This window comes from Clostridium sp. MSJ-8 (assembly GCF_018918325.1).
Classification (GTDB): Bacteria; Bacillota; Clostridia; order Clostridiales; family Clostridiaceae; genus Clostridium.
The window spans coordinates 62,627-79,801 of record NZ_JAHLQH010000047.1 but is presented as its reverse complement, the minus strand read 5'-3'; the positions used below and the strand labels follow the sequence as shown (position 1 = coordinate 79,801).

Sequence of the window (17,175 nt, the reverse complement as noted above, 5' to 3'; positions counted from 1 at the left end):
ATCACTCCTTTTGTTGTGGATTGTTGTTATTTATTTTATTCAACATTTGGGGTGATCTTCCTTTTTATTTAAAATAAAAACTAGATATTTAGCCGATGAGCAAATATGAAATTTGCTCAATTAATATCAAATTATTGATTTAAGTAAATTATCTATAATAGAATTTAGTATTTCTTATAATAAAAAAGTAAAGATCCCGTTAAAAATACTATACTGTCTGAGCTTTAGCGAGTTTATAGTATTTAGGGATCTTTACTCTTTTTTATTATATTAGTAAATACTTAATGATATTATATTATTTACTTAAACATATAATTTTGATATTAATTATTGTGAAACATAAGTTATTTAACAATAATACCTTAATTTTTTATATTTAGAAATACTTAATGAAATTATGCTATTTATGAAAACATATAATATTGATACTAATTATCAGAAAACATAATATTAATCAAACCAAATAACATTGGATTTTATCCATATTATCTTATTTACTTAGAACATATAATTTTGATATTAATTATTGTGAATTATATGTTATCTAACAATAATATTTATTTCTCTGCTGCTAATTTCTTATATCCTTCTAATCTTTCCATAGCATCTTTCTTAGTCTTTTCAAATAATGCTTCTGCAGCTTCTGGGAATGTTTTTGCAAGGGATGCATATCTTACTTCACCCATTAAGAATTCTTTAAAGTCTGCAGTTGGTTCTTTAGAATCTAAAACAAATGGATTTTTATCAGTATCCTTTAATGCAGGATTAAATCTATACATTTGCCAATATCCACATTCACCAGCAGCTTTTGCTTCTAATTGACTCTTACCCATTCCTCTCTTAATTCCATGATTAATACATGGTGCATAACCTATTATTAATGATGGACCTGGATAAGCTTCAGCTTCTGCAATTGCCTTTAATGCTTGGTTCTTATCTGCACCCATATTTACTTGAGCAACATATACATATCCATAACTCATAGCCATCATACCAAGATCTTTCTTCTTAGTTTTCTTACCACTTGCAGCAAACTTAGCTATTGCAGCAGTTGGAGTAGCTTTTGATGATTGTCCACCTGTGTTTGAATAAACTTCTGTATCGAATACAAATACATTAACATCTTCACCTGATGCTAATACATGATCAACACCGCCATATCCGATATCATAAGCCCATCCGTCTCCTCCAAATATCCATTGAGATCTCTTAACAAATAAATCTTTTTCTGCTAATATCTTCTTTGCTATTTCAGAATTATCAGCTTTTAATGCTGCTTCAAATGCATCTGCTCTATCTCTAGTTCCTTCACCATTATTCATATTATCAAGCCACTCTTGAGCTGCAGCTTTTGCTGTAGTTAATCCTGACTTTATTCCTTCTTTTACTGTTTCTGCTAGAGTTTCTCTTTGAGCTTTAACTCCCAAGAACATACCTAAACCATATTCTGCATTATCTTCAAATAAAGAATTAGCCCAAGCTGGTCCATATCCTTTTTTATTCTTAGTATATGGAGTTGATGGAGCTGATCCACCCCAAATAGAAGAACATCCTGTAGCATTAGCTATCATCATTCTATCTCCATATAATTGAGTTATTAATTTAGCATAAGGAGTTTCTCCACAACCTGCACAAGCACCTGAGAATTCAAGTAATGGTTGTTCGAATTGACTTCCCTTAACAGTCTTTTTATTCATTGGATTAGCTTTTGCTGATACTTCATCTATAGCATAATCCCAAGCTTCTATTTGTGAATGTTGAGATTCTTGTGGTTTCATTTCTAAAGCTCCTACCGGACATATAACTGCACAGTTACCACATCCTGTACAATCAAGTGGAGCTACTGCCATTGTAAAGTATAACTTTTCTTCTGATTTTAATGCTTTTGCATCTACAGCAACTAAACTATCAGGAGCATTCTTCTTTTCTTCCTCATTTAATAATATTGGTCTAATTGATGCATGTGGACATACAAATGAACATTGATTACATTGTATACATTTATCTGACTTCCATTCAGGTACATTAACAGCAATTCCTCTCTTTTCAAATGCAGCAGTACCTGCTTCAAATGTACCATCTTCCATTCCAGTAAATGTAGATACAGGAAGATTATCTCCTTCTAATCTATTCATAGGAACAACTATATTCTTAACAAAATCTGTTGCATTCTTAAGTGGTGCAACTTCTTCATCCTTAGCATCTTTCCATGATTCAGGAACGTCTATCTTAACTAGTGATTGAACACCTTTATCTATAGCAGCATTATTCATATCTACTACATTTTGTCCCTTCTTACCATAAGAAGTCACAACAGATTCCTTTAAATACTTAATTGCATCTTCTAACGGAATTATGTTGGCTAACTTAAAGAATGCTGATTGCATAATCATATTTATTCTTCCACCTAATCCAATCTCTTGTGCTATAGCAACAGCATTTATAGTGTAGAATTGAATGTTATTTTTAGCTATAAATCTCTTATAATAAGCAGGTAACTTTTCTTCTAATTCTTCTGGAGTCCATATTGTATTTAATAAGAATTTAGAATCTGGCTTTAATCCATCTAATACATTATATTTATGAACATAAGATTGATTTGAACATGATACAAAGTCAGCTTTATTTATTAAATATGGTGACTTAATAGCTTTCTTACCAAATCTTAAATGTGATACTGTTATACCACCTGATTTCTTAGAATCATAGAAGAAATATCCTTGAGCATACATATCAGTATGGTCACCAATAATTTTAATTGCGCTCTTATTAGCTCCAACAGTACCATCTGATCCTAATCCCCAGAACTTACAAGCTTTTGTTCCCTCTGGTGTTGCATCTATATCTTCTGTAACTTCTAATGAAGTGTTTGTTACATCATCAACAATTCCTAATGTAAATCCATCTTTTGGAGTTTCTAAAGCTAAGTTAGCATATACAGCAGCAATATGTCCTGGATTTGGATCTTTTGAACCTAAGCCAAATCTACCACCAACTATAACAGGAGAATTTTCTCTTCCATAGAATGCACTCTTAACATCTAAATATAATGGTTCTCCAATAGATCCTGGTTCTTTAGTTTTATCTAAAACTGCTATTTTCTTAACAGTTGAAGGTATAACCTTTAATAATTTTTCTATTGAAAATGGTCTATATAATCTTACCTTTACGACACCGACTTTTTGTCCTTTCGAATTTAAATAATCAACTGTTTCTTCACAAACATCTGTAGCAGATCCCATTGCTATAACTACTCTATCTGCATCTGGTGCACCATAATAATCAAAGCAATGATATTCTCTTCCTGTTAATTTTGTTATCTCAGACATATATTCTTCAACTATATCAGGAACAGCTTCATAATATTTGTTTACTGATTCTCTTTCTTGGAAATATATATCTGCATTTTGTGCAGTACCTCTTGTTACTGGATGATTTGGATTTAAAGCTCTTTCTTTAAATGCTTTTACTGCATCCCAGTCTAAAAGTTTTGCTAATTCATCATATTCAAGGACTTCAATCTTTTGAATTTCATGTGAAGTTCTAAAACCATCAAAAAAGTTTAAGAAAGGTATTCTTGATTTAATTGCTGCTAAATGAGCTACTGCAGATAAATCCATAACTTCTTGTACAGAACCTTCAGCAAGCATTGCAAAACCAGTTTGCCTTGTTGCCATTACATCTTGATGATCACCAAATATGTTTAATGCAGATGTAGCTAATGCTCTAGCTGACACATGGAATACACCAGGTAACATTTCTCCTGCTATTTTATACATATTAGGAATCATTAATAACAATCCTTGTGATGCAGTATAAGTAGTTGTCAATGCACCAGCTTGCAATGATCCATGTACAGCACCTGCTGCTCCTGCTTCTGATTGCATTTCCATAACCTTAACAGGTTGTCCAAATATGTTTTTTCTTCCTTGAGCCACCCACTCATCTACATGTTCAGCCATTGGTGATGATGGAGTTATTGGATATATTGCTGTCACTTCAGTGAATGCATATGAAACATGTGCTGCAGCAGTATTTCCATCCATTGTTTTCATTTTTCTCATAGTGAAAATCCCCTCTTTCAATTATATAAATAACTAGCATCCTCATAAGCACCCTTTACCTTCCTAAAAGCAAAACAATATACATTGTTAAAATATTAACAAGTATTTTTGCTCATAAAGTTCGCTTATATTTTTATTATACAGCACTTATATTCTTTTGCAAGACTATTACTTTCAGTAAAAAAATCGGTATTTTTTTACAAACGCCCAATTAGAATATTATAACATTAGTTGCAATAACCAATTCTTCAACATTATTCATACTAATCTGTAATTCATTATGATTATATTATTCTATATCTACCTATAATTCTAACCTTAACAATAATGGTTACTTCCACTAAGCTTATTATATTTTAATTATTTAAGCGTTATGGTGATTTTTAATATATCTATATTGTCTGCAAGTATCTTAAGTATTCAGTAATTCTTACTAAAAAAATTATTGAATATATTTTTTGATCACTTATTTTTCAGTTATTAATATCAAATTATTGATTTAAGTAAATTATCTATAATAGAATTTAGTATTTCTTATAATAAAAAAGTAAAGATCCCGTTAAAAATACTATACTGTCTGAGCTTTAGCGAGTTTATAGTATTTAGGGATCTTTACTCTTTTTTATTATATTAGTAAATACTTAATGATATTATATTATTTACTTAAGCATATAATTTTGATATTAATCAAACCAAATAACATTGGATTTTTACTTTCTTTATCTATTAATTACTTGATTTATAGTATTAATAACTGCTTCATTTCCTATTGAACTATGTGCCTTTTCCATATTCGCTATCAACTTATCTCGACTACCTACTAGTTCCTCTATCTTCTTAAGGAAGCTATCATTAGTAATCTCTTCTTCCTCCATTACTAATGCATACCCCTCTTTCTTAAATGAATTTGCATTTAAGATTTGATCACCTCTACTAGCCTTTTTAGATAATGGAATAAGTAAAGTTGGTTTCTTAAGAGCTAAAAATTCAAATATTGAATTAGCACCTGCTCTAGATATTATATAATCAGCTGCTGCCATAAGATCTGGTAATTCCTTATCTATAAATTCATATTGATTATAACCCTTTTTGCCCACAAGTTCCTTATTAGTATTACCTTTACCACATATATGAATAATATCGAACTTATTTACTAGCTCATCTATATTAGCATATATAACATTGTTTATTACAACAGATCCAAGACTTCCACCCATTATAAACAATATAGGTTTACTTCCATCAAAATCGCAGAATTTAAGTCCTTTTTCTCTCGAGCCTTGTAGTATCTCTTCTCTTATAGGACTTCCTGTTAATACACCTTTATCTCCTTTTATATAATTAAGGCTTTCTCTAAAAGTTACACATAACTTATCACAAAATGGTGAAGCTAATTTGTTTGCAAGTCCAGGAGTCATATCAGATTCATGTGCCACAACTGGAATCTTCTTCATTGATGCAGCTATAACTACTGGTACAGTTACAAATCCTCCTTTTGAAAATATTACATCTGGTTTTTCCTTTGATAATATCTTCTTTGCTTGGAATATTCCCTTGATAACCTTAAAGGGATCTGTAAAATTCTTCACATCAAAATATCTTCTTAATTTACCACTACTTATTGCATAATAAGGTATATTATTCTTTTTGATAATATCTTTTTCTATTCCATTAGTACTACCAATATATTTTACTTCAAAACCTTCCTTTTCTAAAGTTGGTACAAGAGCCAAGTTAGGAGTAACATGTCCTGCTGTTCCTCCACCAGTCATTATTATTTTATACTTTTTCAAAGAAAAGCACCTCTTTCTTATATCCTAATATTTTTTATATTCAATTGAATACTTGTTTTGCCATTAAACTCATTAATAGTTGGATAATATATTATATCCATATTAAATCCACCATATCCATCATCTTGTAGTTTAAGAAATCTTTCTTCTCCATATTTATCTGAAAAATCTTGCTTAAAATCTTCGTATTTATCAAAGTTTACACCTTCTATATAACTAGCTCCATTTATCTTAAATCTAAATTTCATGAAATTCTTCTCCTTCCCCATGAAGAATACCCTTTCAACTTCTAGATTTTTTACTGCAAATAATGGACTATTATTTGCTTTTCCAAATGGTCTTAATTTCTCTATATCCTCTATAAGATCAAAATTTAAATAATTAAGAGATAACGGTGAATCTATTCTTATTATTGGTACTAAGTCATCATCTGTCAATGTAGTTTTTTCATTTAATGCCTTTTTTAACTTAGGTATATTATCTTCTTCCACAGATAAACCAGCAGCCATTGGATGTCCTCCAAATTTGCTAATATATTCTTTGCATTTATTTAATTCCTCAAACATATTATAGCCTTCAATACTTCTTCCTGAACCCTTTGGCATATCTTTTCCTTGAGTCATTATTATTGTTGGCATATTATATTTTTCTCTAACTCTTCCAGCTACAATACCTGCTATACTTTCATGTATAGTAGGTTCATATACTAATATAACCTTATCCTGTGGTAATAATTCCTTGTCCAATCTTAAATATACCTTTTCTACACTTTCTAAAGTTAATTCTTGTCTATCACTATTAAGCTTTTTAAGTGTTTTAGCTAATTCTTCTGCTCTATTTACATCTTCAGTAATAAGTAATTCTACTGATAAATCAGCTGTTTCTAATCTACCTGTAGCATTTATACTAGGTCCTAACACAAATCCATAATGGTATTCACCTATAGTTTTCTCTTCTAATCCACATTCTTTTATAAGGGCTTTTAATCCTAAATTCTTGGTGTTATTAATTAGCTTTAGTCCATGCTTAACTATAATTCTATTCTCATCTAATAAATTAACAACATCACACACAGTTGCTAATGATGCAAACTCATATATATCACTATCGCTAGGTATGTCTATATTCATTTCCTTAGCTAACTCTATAGATAATTTTAGAGCAACTCCAGCACCACATAGATCTTTAAAGGGATATTTACAATCTAATTGTTTAGGATCTACCACACAATCAGCTTCAGGCACCACGTATATACGCTTATCATCTTCTTCAATATATGGAATATCATGATGATCTGTAACTATTACTGTCATCCCTAATTCTTTTGCATATTTTACTTCATTAATAGCTGAAATACCATTATCACAAGTTAATATAACTTCAGCACCTTCATCCTTAAGTATCTTTATTCTATCACTATTCATACCATATCCTTCTGATTCTCTATTAGGTATATAATATGTGAAATTAGCTTCTAATAGCTTAAGTGTTTTGTATAATATAGCTGTACTACACACTCCATCACAGTCATAATCTCCATATATAACTATTCTCTTCTGTTTAGTAATTGCATCTTTTAGGATATCTATAGCTTTTTTCATATCCTTCATAATCATAGTAGAATACATATCCTCTATAGTTCCATTAAAGAACATATCAGCTTCTCTCTTAGTAGTAATACCTCTATTAGCTATAACCCTTGCTATAAGTGGATGAAGCTTTACTTCTCTGTTTAAATTATCAAAAGCTGTTTTATTGTTAGTTACTATCCACTTTTCATGCATAACCTTGATTTGCCTCCCTTGAATTATATGTTTAACTTCTATATTCATAATTAATGCTTAGTACCTTATATATAGCACTAAGCATTAAATACACTATCTCATCAAGAAATTAAACATCATACCTTCTTGAAGAGTTTTATAAGCATCATTACCTAAAACTTCTAACATCTTATAAGCAAATGGTAAAGTAGTTGCAGGTCCTCTGCTAGTAATTAAGTTACCATCTACTACCACATTCTCATTATCTATGTAGTTAGCACCTGGTAATTCATCTTCATAGCCTGGATAAGATGTTATATTCTTACCTTCTATTACTCCTGCTGTAGCTAATACTATCGGCGCTGCACACATAGCTGCAATAAGCTTACCCTTATTGTTAAAATCTCTAAGAACCTCTATAACCTTAGGATCTTTCTGAAGATTAGTTGCTCCTGGAAGTCCTCCTGGTAATACTACTAAATCATAATCTTCTAATTTATCTGTTAATATTTTATCTGCTGTAACCTTGATATTATGTGCACTAACCACTTCAATATCCTCTGTACTAACTATATGGCACTCTTCTCCTGCTCTTCTCATAACATCAACTACTGTTAATGCTTCTATCTCTTCATAACCTGTTGCTAATAATACTGCTACCTTCTTCATAATTAATCCCTCCACATAATAATCTATAATACAGAAATATTCTTAAGCTCTTCATCTATATCAAGCATAACAATATTCCTTCCTCTTCCTGCTCTATTCTGAAGTCTTATATCAGCTAACAATATATCAGTAGATTTTTTACTACTAGATACAAGCTCTAACTGATATTTCTCTATAGGCGTTATTATATCATCTATTATCATAAATACTCTACCAAATATAACTTCATCATCTTCTTTAAGACTTATGCCTGTTACACCTAGTGCGTTTCTTCCCATAGAACTTACACTATCTAAATCAAACCTTATAGCCATTCCTCTCTTAGTTACAATAACAACATTACCATTATCCCCTCTAGAAATATCTACCATAACAACTTCATCATTATCCTTCTTAAACTTATGACATTGCATAATAAGTGATTCACCACTTAATTCCTCTAAGGCAGTTCTCTTAATTATACCCATCTTAGTAAATATATAAACATAATCATATTTATTATATTCACTTATTGAAAACATACTTACAATCTTTTCATCTTTTTGAAGGGAATCAACTAATTCTGTTAATGCTATCTCTTCCTTTATTGCTTTTGTTATCATAAATGATTTAATTTTTATTACATTGCCTTTATTAGTAAATAACAATAAAGAATTATCTGTATTAGTCTTTGTTTTTAATCTATCACTTTTAGATAATTTAGTAAATGTTTTTAAGTTACCTTTTGCAGTTATTCCAATTATAAATTCTTGTGCTTCATTCTCATAAGCTCTATTAATAGCAATTACTTCATCAGAATTACATAAATTGAATAATTGAGTCCCCAATACATTTCTAGGTAAATCTTCTAATTGTGGAACAGTTAAGGTGAATTCTAGTCCTTGTTTAGTCTTAACCTCCATATAGCTCCATTCATCTTCTATAAGCTCCACTGATATAAGCTTCTCTTCTGCTCTAAGCTTAGTTGTTTGAAGCTTAGAATAATTAGTTGCAAATTTGTCTAAGGAACTCTTCTTTAGATTACCTTTAGATGTCATTAGTTGAAGGAATCTATTACTGCTTAGTTCAGGTACAGATATTATATTTATTATATTCTCATTGTCTAGATTGATAGATTTTATAATAGTGTCTATTCTTTCACCCTTTTCCTTCCACTTCTGTTCTGGTAGGTTAACTCCTTTAGTTTGATACATATTTCCACTATCTGTAAATATCATTATATTATCCCTAGTATTAGCTTTTATAAGAAATGCCAGCTTATCCCCTTCTCGATACTCTATCTCATCCTCATTGAAATTAGATCTTATATAACTCTTCTCTGGAAATCTCTTTATAAAACCATCTTTAGATAAAGTTATCATAATATCTTCAACAACAATAAGTTCTTCTACATCTATCTTAGCTTCATTATCATTTTCTACTATCATAGTTCTTCTAGGGCTCTTATATTTATCACATATTTCTTGTAATTCTTTTTTTATTACTGATAATAACTCTGTTTCATCAGATAATATCTTCTTTAATGCTTTTATCTTTTTATTTAATTCTCTGTATTCCTTTTGGAATGTAGTTATTTCTAATCCTGTTAATCTATATAACATTAATTCTAATATTGCTGTAGCTTGTTCTTCTGTAAAGCCAAATTTTTCTACAAGGTTAATTCCTGCTTCTTTTTTAGACTTTGACTCTCTTATTGTTTTTATTACATCATCTAATATTCCTATAGCTTTTATAAAGCCTTCTACTATATGGAATCTTTTTTCTGCTATCTCTAATTCTTTTTTAGTTCTTCTTGTTACAATTTCTTTTTGATGTGTAACATAATGCCTTATTATTGTCTTTAAGCCCATTGTTTCTGGCTTACCATCTGCTAGAGCCACCATGTTAAAGCTTATATTACATTGAAGATCTGTCTTTTTAAATAAGTACTTTAATACCTTCTCTGCCATCTCTTCTGTTATGCTTTTCTTAAATTCTATAACTGCTCTTATACCACTTCTATCTGATTCATCTCTTATGTCTGATATAAATTCTAGAGCCTTAGAATGCTTCTTATCTCCTGTCATCTCAGATATTGTTTGAAGAATCTTTGCTTTGTTTCTCTTATAAGGGAATTCAGTTATTACTATACCTACTCTTCCATTTTCTAGCTTTTCTATTGAAGTTTTAGCTCTACAAGTTACTTTGCCTTCACCTGTTTCATAAGCTTGTAATAATGAATTAGCTCCTATTATTATACCTCCTGTAGGAAGGTCTGGTGCCTTTATATATTTCATTAATTCCTTAGTTGTTATTTCCGGATTATCTATATATGCTAATACACCTTTAGTAACCTCTTCTAGGTTGTGAGGTGGAATATTAGTTGCAAGTCCTACAGCTATTCCAAATGTACCATTTACAAGTAGATTCGGATATCTACTAGGTAGTACCTTAGGTTCAAGTTCACTATCTGAATAGTTTGGAACCATATCTACTGTATCCTTATCTATATCTTTTAACATCTCCATAGCTATAGCAGTAAGCCTTGCTTCTGTATATCTCATAGCTGCTGCACTATCACCATCTATAGATCCAAAATTTCCATGACCATCTATAAGAGGTTCTCTTGTAGTAAAATCTTGTGCAAGTATTACTGTAGCATCATATACTGATGTATCTCCATGTGGATGGAACTTACCTAATATATCTCCAACTATTCTAGCAGATTTATAATAGGGTCTATCAGGAAATGCTTTTAATAAATATGCACCATACAATATTCTTCTATGTACAGGCTTAAGACCATCTCTAACATCTGGAAGTGCTCTTTCTTTTGCTACTTCAACTGCATATGGTAGATAATTATCAGGCATAGCTTCTTCTAATAGTACAGGTATTATGTTATTATCTTTTGGTATTTTATTATTTTTCTTTGCCATGTAATTTTTCACCTACCTTTAAAATTCTGCGTATTTGTACATATATTTCTTTCTAGGCTCTACTACATCACCCATAAGTAAAGAAATCATTCTTTCAGCTTTTGCTGCATCTTCTATGGTTACTTGTAATAAAGTTCTAGTTTCAGGATTAAGTGTTGTATCCCACAATTGATCTGGGTTCATCTCTCCTAATCCCTTATATCTTTGAATAAGAGCACCTTTACCTATTTTATTCTTAGCTTTTTCTAATTCTTCATCACTATATGCGTATATATGCTTTTCTCCATCTTTTGTTTGTTTATATACTTTGTATAATGGTGGTTGTGCTAGATACAAATGTCCATTAGTAATAAGTGGCTTCATATATCTATATATATATGTCATCCATAAAGTTCTTATATGATAACCATCTACGTCAGCATCACTCATTATTATTATCTTGTCATACTTTAAATTTTCTTCTTTATAGTTATCTAATGTTCCTGTTCCTATAGCTGCATTAAATAATCTAAGCTCCTCAGATGCTAATACATTCTCTAGTTTTTGTTTCTCTGTATTCATTATTTTACCTTTTGATGGCATTATAGTCTGAAACCTTCTATCTCTAGCTTGCTTTGCTGAACCACCGGCAGAATCTCCCTCAACTACTATAAATTCACTTGATGAATTATCCTTCATAGTACATACTGCTATTTTACCTGCAAGAGGTGATGTACCCTTGCCTACTTTTTTCTTTTCAGCATCATTTATCTTCTTAATCTTATCACGTCTAAGAGCTGCTGCTAATGCATTATTCATTATAAGAGTTGCAAGCTCCTTATTATCTTCTATCCATTCTGAAAACTTGGTATACGCCAAGTCATTCATCATAGTATATGCTTCATTATTGCCAAGCTTTGTTTTAGTTTGCCCTTCAAATACTGGATTAGTAAGTTTAATTCGAAGGATAGCTGTCATTCCTTCTCTTAAGTCATCTCCTTCAAACTCCTTATCTTTATCCTTAACTACTCCAAGTTTTCTAGCCCATTCCTTAAATGCTCTAGTCATTCCTGTCTTAAATCCAGTTTCATGAGTTCCTGCTTCTGTAGTTGGAATATTATTAACATAACTTGCAATATTCTCAGTAGAAGAATCTGTAAACTGTATACATACTTCTCCATACATTTGAACATCATTAACCATTCTCTCACCTTCAAATAATATAGGTGTTTCATGAAGAGGTGTTTTACTCTCATTTAAATATTCTATAAAATCTAATAATCCTCTTTCTGAATAATATTCCTTATATACAGGTTCTTCTTTTCTATTGTCTATTAATTCCAATCTTATTCCTTTGTTCTGAAATGCTAATTCTTGAAGTCTCTCATCTATAATCTCATACTTAAAGTCTATTGTTGAAAATACATCTCGATCTGGTAGAAATGTCACCTTACTTCCTGTCTTATCTGATTTTCCTACAACTTCTAGTGATGTAACAGGAGTTCCTGGCATTTTTCTTTTTAACTCTTTATCATAAGCATATTCAAATCTCTGACGATATACATTACCATTTTGGTATACTTCTACTTCTACCCACTTAGATAAAGCATTCACTACAGCTGCTCCAACACCATGCAATCCACCAGATGTCTTATAATTCTTATTGTTAAACTTACCACCTGTATGAAGTTCTGTAAATACCATTTCTACACCGCTTTTTTTCTTAATAGGATGTATGCCTGTTGGTATTCCTCTACCATTATCTATTATTGTTATGCTCTTATCTTTATTTAATATAACAGTTGCTTTATCTCCATATCCATTAGATATCTCATCTATTGAGTTGTCTAATATCTCCCAAACACAATGATGTAATCCCTTACTTCCAGTAGAACCTATGTACATTCCCGGTCTTACTCTAACTGGTTCTAGCTTTTCTAAGGATGTAAGGTCTGTAACATCATAAGTTGTATTATTATTCTCACTCATAATAAACCTCCACTCTTTATATCAATTAAAAATATATATTTTTTTGTACTAATTGTCAAAAATAAAAGAAGGTATCTAAATAATATCTCATCTAATACCTCCTTGTTTAAACTTCGAATATTTTCATTATAGCTCAATACATTTATTATTTCAAAAAAATCTTTATCTTATCCTAATATCTAAGCTCTTTTAGAATTAAGTAATTTGGAAAATATAAATGCACAAATAGCTCCTATAATTAATCCACCTATGTGAGCAGCATTATCTATTCCTGATGAACTAAAACCTATAAACAAATTCAAAACCACTATTGTACCTATATCAGTAATTGCTCTTCTATTAACATTATTTCTATTAAGTATAAAAAACATCAACAATGCTCCTAACAATCCAAATATTGCTCCAGATGCACCTATAGAAACTGTATATAAATTTTCTTTAGATAAATTAACATAATAACTAAATAATGATGCTCCTATTCCTGACAATATATATATTATTATAAATTTAACTCTTCCGAATATTCTCTCTATCTGTGGTCCTAAATAAAATAGTGAAAACATATTACATAACAAATGTATAATACCACCATGAAGAAATATACATGTAAATAAACGCCACCATTCATTTAAGCTTTTAATGTATATTCCTACTTGTCCTCCCATATTAACTAGCGTTTGTGCATCTATATTAAATAAGTTTCCTGATTTAATTGCACTTATAATATACATAAGGACATTCAAACCAATTATTACAAGTGTTGTTATAACTGTTTTATCTTGCAATATATCAGAAGATATTACACTTTTATAATTACTATTTCCTTTATTATTATAAGAAACTATACTAACTATCCTAGCTAATACATCACATCTCTCATCGCAATATATAATATTTCCGTTATTCTCATTTACAACACATCTCTTTGTATTATATATTTTCTCTGCATATCCTCTATTAGATAATACTATTCTATTTAAATTGTAATGTCTTCCTCTACTATCCAAAAAATTAATTGCTGCTTGAGTATTAACCATATCATTATAATCATCATTTATAATAACTGCATATTCTCCATTTTGAACTTCTTTAATAGCTATATAATCAATGTTTCCTTCTGAATTTCTGAAACTCTCAATAACAAATCCTTGTCCGTTAGTAAGATAATTAATTATTTTATTTTTTAAATTTCTCATTAAATCACCTTCTCCATAAAACTAAAAAGGTAGACATATCTACCTTTTTAGTTTTAATATTAAAATTGTATTCTATAATTCTTCTAACATATCTAATAGTTCATTGAATCTAGCAATAGTTGCCTCTAGTGGTGCTGAAGTTGTCATATCTACTCCTGCTATCTTCAATATATCTATAGGATACTTACTTCCACCCATCTTTAAGAATCCTTTATATTTATCTAAAGCATTTTCTTGACCTTTTAGTATAGAATTTGCAAATGCAGAAGCTGCTGCATAACCAGTTGCATATTGGTATACATAATAATCAGAATAAAAATGAGGTATTCTAGCCCATTCTATCTTAATCTCATCATCTACTACCATATCAGGTCCAAAATATTTCTTATTTAAATCTAGCCATACAGAATTAAAATCCTCTACTGTTAAAGACTCTCCTTTGTATAATGCATCATGTGTATATAATTCAAATTCAGCAAACATTAATTGTCTAAATACAGTTGTTCTTATCTGCTCTAACTCTTGATTAATTAGATATAATTTTTTATTTCTATCAGTCTCGTTGTCTATCAAATAATGTATAAGAAGTGCTTCATTAGTAGTAGAAGCTACTTCTGCACAAAATAATGTATAGTCTGCATAATGATATGGTTGTTCTTTTCTAGAGTAATAAGAATGTAAAGAATGCCCCATTTCATGAACTAATGTAGATACATCATTAAGCTCATAGTTATAATTAAGCAATACGTAAGGCATTGTGTCGTAACTACCCCAAGAATAAGCTCCTCCTCGTTTGCCTTTATTCTGATATATATCTATCCATCCACTTTCTATTCCTTTGTTAAATATACTTAGATATTCTTCTCCTAATGGTTTTAGTGCTGCATTTGCTATTTTAACTGCATCGTCAAATTCAACATGATCCTTAGGTGTTTCTATAACAGGAACATATAAATCATACATGTGTATTTCATCTAATGATAATAATTTCTTTTTTATAGCTACATATCTATGTAATGATTCCATATTATCATTTAAAGTTTTTATTGAATTTTCATATACTGAAACTGGTATATCATTAGGTGCTAATGATGATTGTAATGGTGATTCATACTTACGAACCCTTGATGAAAAGTTAAAGCTCTTTATTGAGCTACTTAAAGTAGTTGCAAAGGTATTTTGAAGCTTTTCATATTCTCCAAACAATTGTTTAAATGCTGTTTCTCTTACCTTTCTATCTGTGCTCTTTATAAAAGATGAATAATTACCTTCTGTTAATTCTACAGTTTCTCCATCCTCATTGATAATATCTCCAAAAGTCATATCAGCATTTGTAAGCATATTATGTATGCTACTAGGTGCATCTAGACAATCTGATGCAAGAGCTAATAATTGTTCCATGTCTTTAGTTAATACATGAGGTTTTTCTTTCAAGATATCCATTAATAAGAAATCATATTGTTTAAATCTATTATCATCTCTTAATAACCCTTCTATAAATCCATCTTGTAATGATAAAATCTCTGGTACAAAGAAAGACGCATAACTTCCAAGCTCTGCCATAAACCCATCAATTCTGTTCATCATTCCTTGATATTTCTGATTAGTAGTATCTTCATCACACTTCATGTGAGCATAAACATATAATTTCTCAGCATTTCTAGAAACTTTCTCTGAGAATTTAAAATATTTAAGAATTTCTTCTTTATCATTTAATTTTCCTGAAAATTCTTGTAGCTTAGGACTCTCCACCTTCAGATTCTTGAATTCTTCTTCCCATTCTTCATCTGTACTATATATCTTGTTTAATTTCCATTTATATTTATCATCTATCTCACTACGTAATTGTACTGCCATATAGATACCTCCCTCTTAATCTACGTATTCTTCTTCTTTTCCTTCTATTGCCTTAAACACATTATTCATTTCTTGTTCTATAAGTTCTACTGCTCTATCTAATAATTCTTTCATCTCTCCATGTTCTTCTTTATAAGGCATTTCTAGTATAAATGTAGGATTATATTCATCATCATCTTCAGTTATTTTAAAGCCAGCTTCTTCAAACACCTCTGTATTAAACAAATCATATATAGCTGAATATTCCCATTCCTCTACATCTCTCTCTGTATCAAAATATAAATATACTATTCCATCTATTTCATATAACTTAGTTACATATACTGCACCTTCTGTTACTTCAAAGCTTCCTAATTCCTTCTTAATATATCCTGTTTCCTTGTCTTTCTCCATTATAACTAAACTTGAAAAATCCATTATCACTCTTCCTTTCACAAAGTCTTTTTATAATTATAAAATTTATTCTATAGTTATTGCAACATTTTATAGTAAATATTGTTTATTATTAAGAAATTTCATGTTAAAATTATGTTGTAATAATTTCCAGAAGGTTGAATATGAAATCTAACAAGAAAATTTTTAAAAAAATAATAAGAACCTCTCTATTAATTTTAGTATTACTCATTTTATCTATATTTATCCAAAAAATTTATATCACTTCAAAATGTAAAAACTTCGATTACTCTGTTAATTACTATCTTACAAATTCCTCTGCACCTTACCCACTTCTACGAGTACAAGATAATTATATTATATTCTCAAACAAAAACAAGAAAGTAATAAAAGCATATGGATTAAGCAAAGATTCTCCTCATAAAAAATTAACTTTAGAATGCCACTTTATAAAAGATTCTGATGGTGTATGGAAACTAGAGAATTCATATCTAGAATAAAGTAAAAAATAAAGATGTCATAACATTTTTAATATGACACCTTCATTTTTTATT

Annotated in this window: 10 protein-coding genes; 1 reads left to right on the top strand and 9 read right to left on the bottom strand. The window is 29.9% G+C overall.

Translation table 11 applies throughout. The annotated features are described in order from the left end of the window. Positions 1-557 precede the first annotated feature (557 nt). The 9 genes from nifJ to KQI77_RS10655 all read right to left on the bottom strand — a co-directional run bounded on the left by nifJ (position 558) and on the right by KQI77_RS10655 (position 16,645). Positions 558-4,064 (bottom strand): pyruvate:ferredoxin (flavodoxin) oxidoreductase, encoded by a 3,507-nt coding sequence (gene nifJ / locus KQI77_RS10695; protein ID WP_216390421.1) that lies wholly within the window; start codon positions 4,062-4,064, stop codon positions 558-560. Between the two features lie 719 nt (positions 4,065-4,783). After that, entirely contained in the window at positions 4,784-5,857 is a 1,074-nt protein-coding gene (locus tag KQI77_RS10690; protein WP_216390420.1) for an undecaprenyldiphospho-muramoylpentapeptide beta-N-acetylglucosaminyltransferase, read from the bottom strand. A gap of 17 nt (positions 5,858-5,874) precedes the next feature. Then, positions 5,875-7,641 carry a single-stranded-DNA-specific exonuclease RecJ gene (gene recJ, locus KQI77_RS10685; RefSeq protein ID WP_216390419.1) on the bottom strand — a complete coding sequence of 589 codons (1,767 nt, stop codon included), beginning with the start codon at positions 7,639-7,641 and terminating at the stop codon, positions 5,875-5,877. A 93-nt stretch (positions 7,642-7,734) separates the two neighbouring features. Further along, a complete protein-coding gene (locus tag KQI77_RS10680; protein ID WP_216390418.1) occupies positions 7,735-8,289 on the bottom strand; it encodes a DJ-1 family glyoxalase III in 555 nt (184 codons plus the stop codon). Positions 8,290-8,312: 23 nt separating this feature from the next. After that, positions 8,313-11,207: a DNA topoisomerase IV subunit A gene (locus KQI77_RS10675; RefSeq protein ID WP_216390417.1), complete on the bottom strand. Its 2,895-nt coding sequence runs from the start codon at positions 11,205-11,207 to the stop codon at positions 8,313-8,315. Positions 11,208-11,225: 18 nt separating this feature from the next. Continuing rightward, positions 11,226-13,175 carry a type IIA DNA topoisomerase subunit B gene (locus KQI77_RS10670; RefSeq protein WP_216390416.1) on the bottom strand — a complete coding sequence of 650 codons (1,950 nt, stop codon included), beginning with the start codon at positions 13,173-13,175 and terminating at the stop codon, positions 11,226-11,228. Positions 13,176-13,354: 179 nt separating this feature from the next. Then, entirely contained in the window at positions 13,355-14,371 is a 1,017-nt protein-coding gene (locus KQI77_RS10665) for a rhomboid family intramembrane serine protease (protein ID WP_216390415.1), read from the bottom strand. 72 nt (positions 14,372-14,443) lie between these two features. Beyond that, a complete protein-coding gene (gene pepF, locus KQI77_RS10660) occupies positions 14,444-16,228 on the bottom strand; it encodes an oligoendopeptidase F (RefSeq protein ID WP_216390414.1) in 1,785 nt (594 codons plus the stop codon). A 15-nt stretch (positions 16,229-16,243) separates the two neighbouring features. Then, positions 16,244-16,645 (bottom strand): DUF6762 family protein, encoded by a 402-nt coding sequence (locus KQI77_RS10655; RefSeq protein ID WP_216390413.1) that lies wholly within the window; start codon positions 16,643-16,645, stop codon positions 16,244-16,246. Positions 16,646-16,785: 140 nt separating this feature from the next. On the opposite strand from KQI77_RS10655, the gene KQI77_RS10650 reads away from it, so the two are divergent. Then, a complete protein-coding gene (locus tag KQI77_RS10650; RefSeq protein WP_216390412.1) occupies positions 16,786-17,121 on the top strand; it encodes a hypothetical protein in 336 nt (111 codons plus the stop codon). Positions 17,122-17,175: the final 54 nt, after the last annotated feature.

Coding starts and splice junctions, on each gene's coding strand:
- nifJ (WP_216390421.1), bottom strand. CDS start 4,064: ATGAGAAAAATGAAAACAATGGATGGAAATACTGCTGCAGCACATGTT.
- recJ (WP_216390419.1), bottom strand. CDS start 7,641: ATGCATGAAAAGTGGATAGTAACTAACAATAAAACAGCTTTTGATAAT.
- KQI77_RS10680 (WP_216390418.1), bottom strand. CDS start 8,289: ATGAAGAAGGTAGCAGTATTATTAGCAACAGGTTATGAAGAGATAGAA.
- KQI77_RS10675 (WP_216390417.1), bottom strand. CDS start 11,207: ATGGCAAAGAAAAATAATAAAATACCAAAAGATAATAACATAATACCT.
- KQI77_RS10670 (WP_216390416.1), bottom strand. CDS start 13,175: ATGAGTGAGAATAATAATACAACTTATGATGTTACAGACCTTACATCC.
- KQI77_RS10665 (WP_216390415.1), bottom strand. CDS start 14,371: ATGAGAAATTTAAAAAATAAAATAATTAATTATCTTACTAACGGACAA.
- pepF (WP_216390414.1), bottom strand. CDS start 16,228: ATGGCAGTACAATTACGTAGTGAGATAGATGATAAATATAAATGGAAA.
- KQI77_RS10655 (WP_216390413.1), bottom strand. CDS start 16,645: ATGGATTTTTCAAGTTTAGTTATAATGGAGAAAGACAAGGAAACAGGA.
- KQI77_RS10650 (WP_216390412.1), top strand. CDS start 16,786: ATGAAATCTAACAAGAAAATTTTTAAAAAAATAATAAGAACCTCTCTA.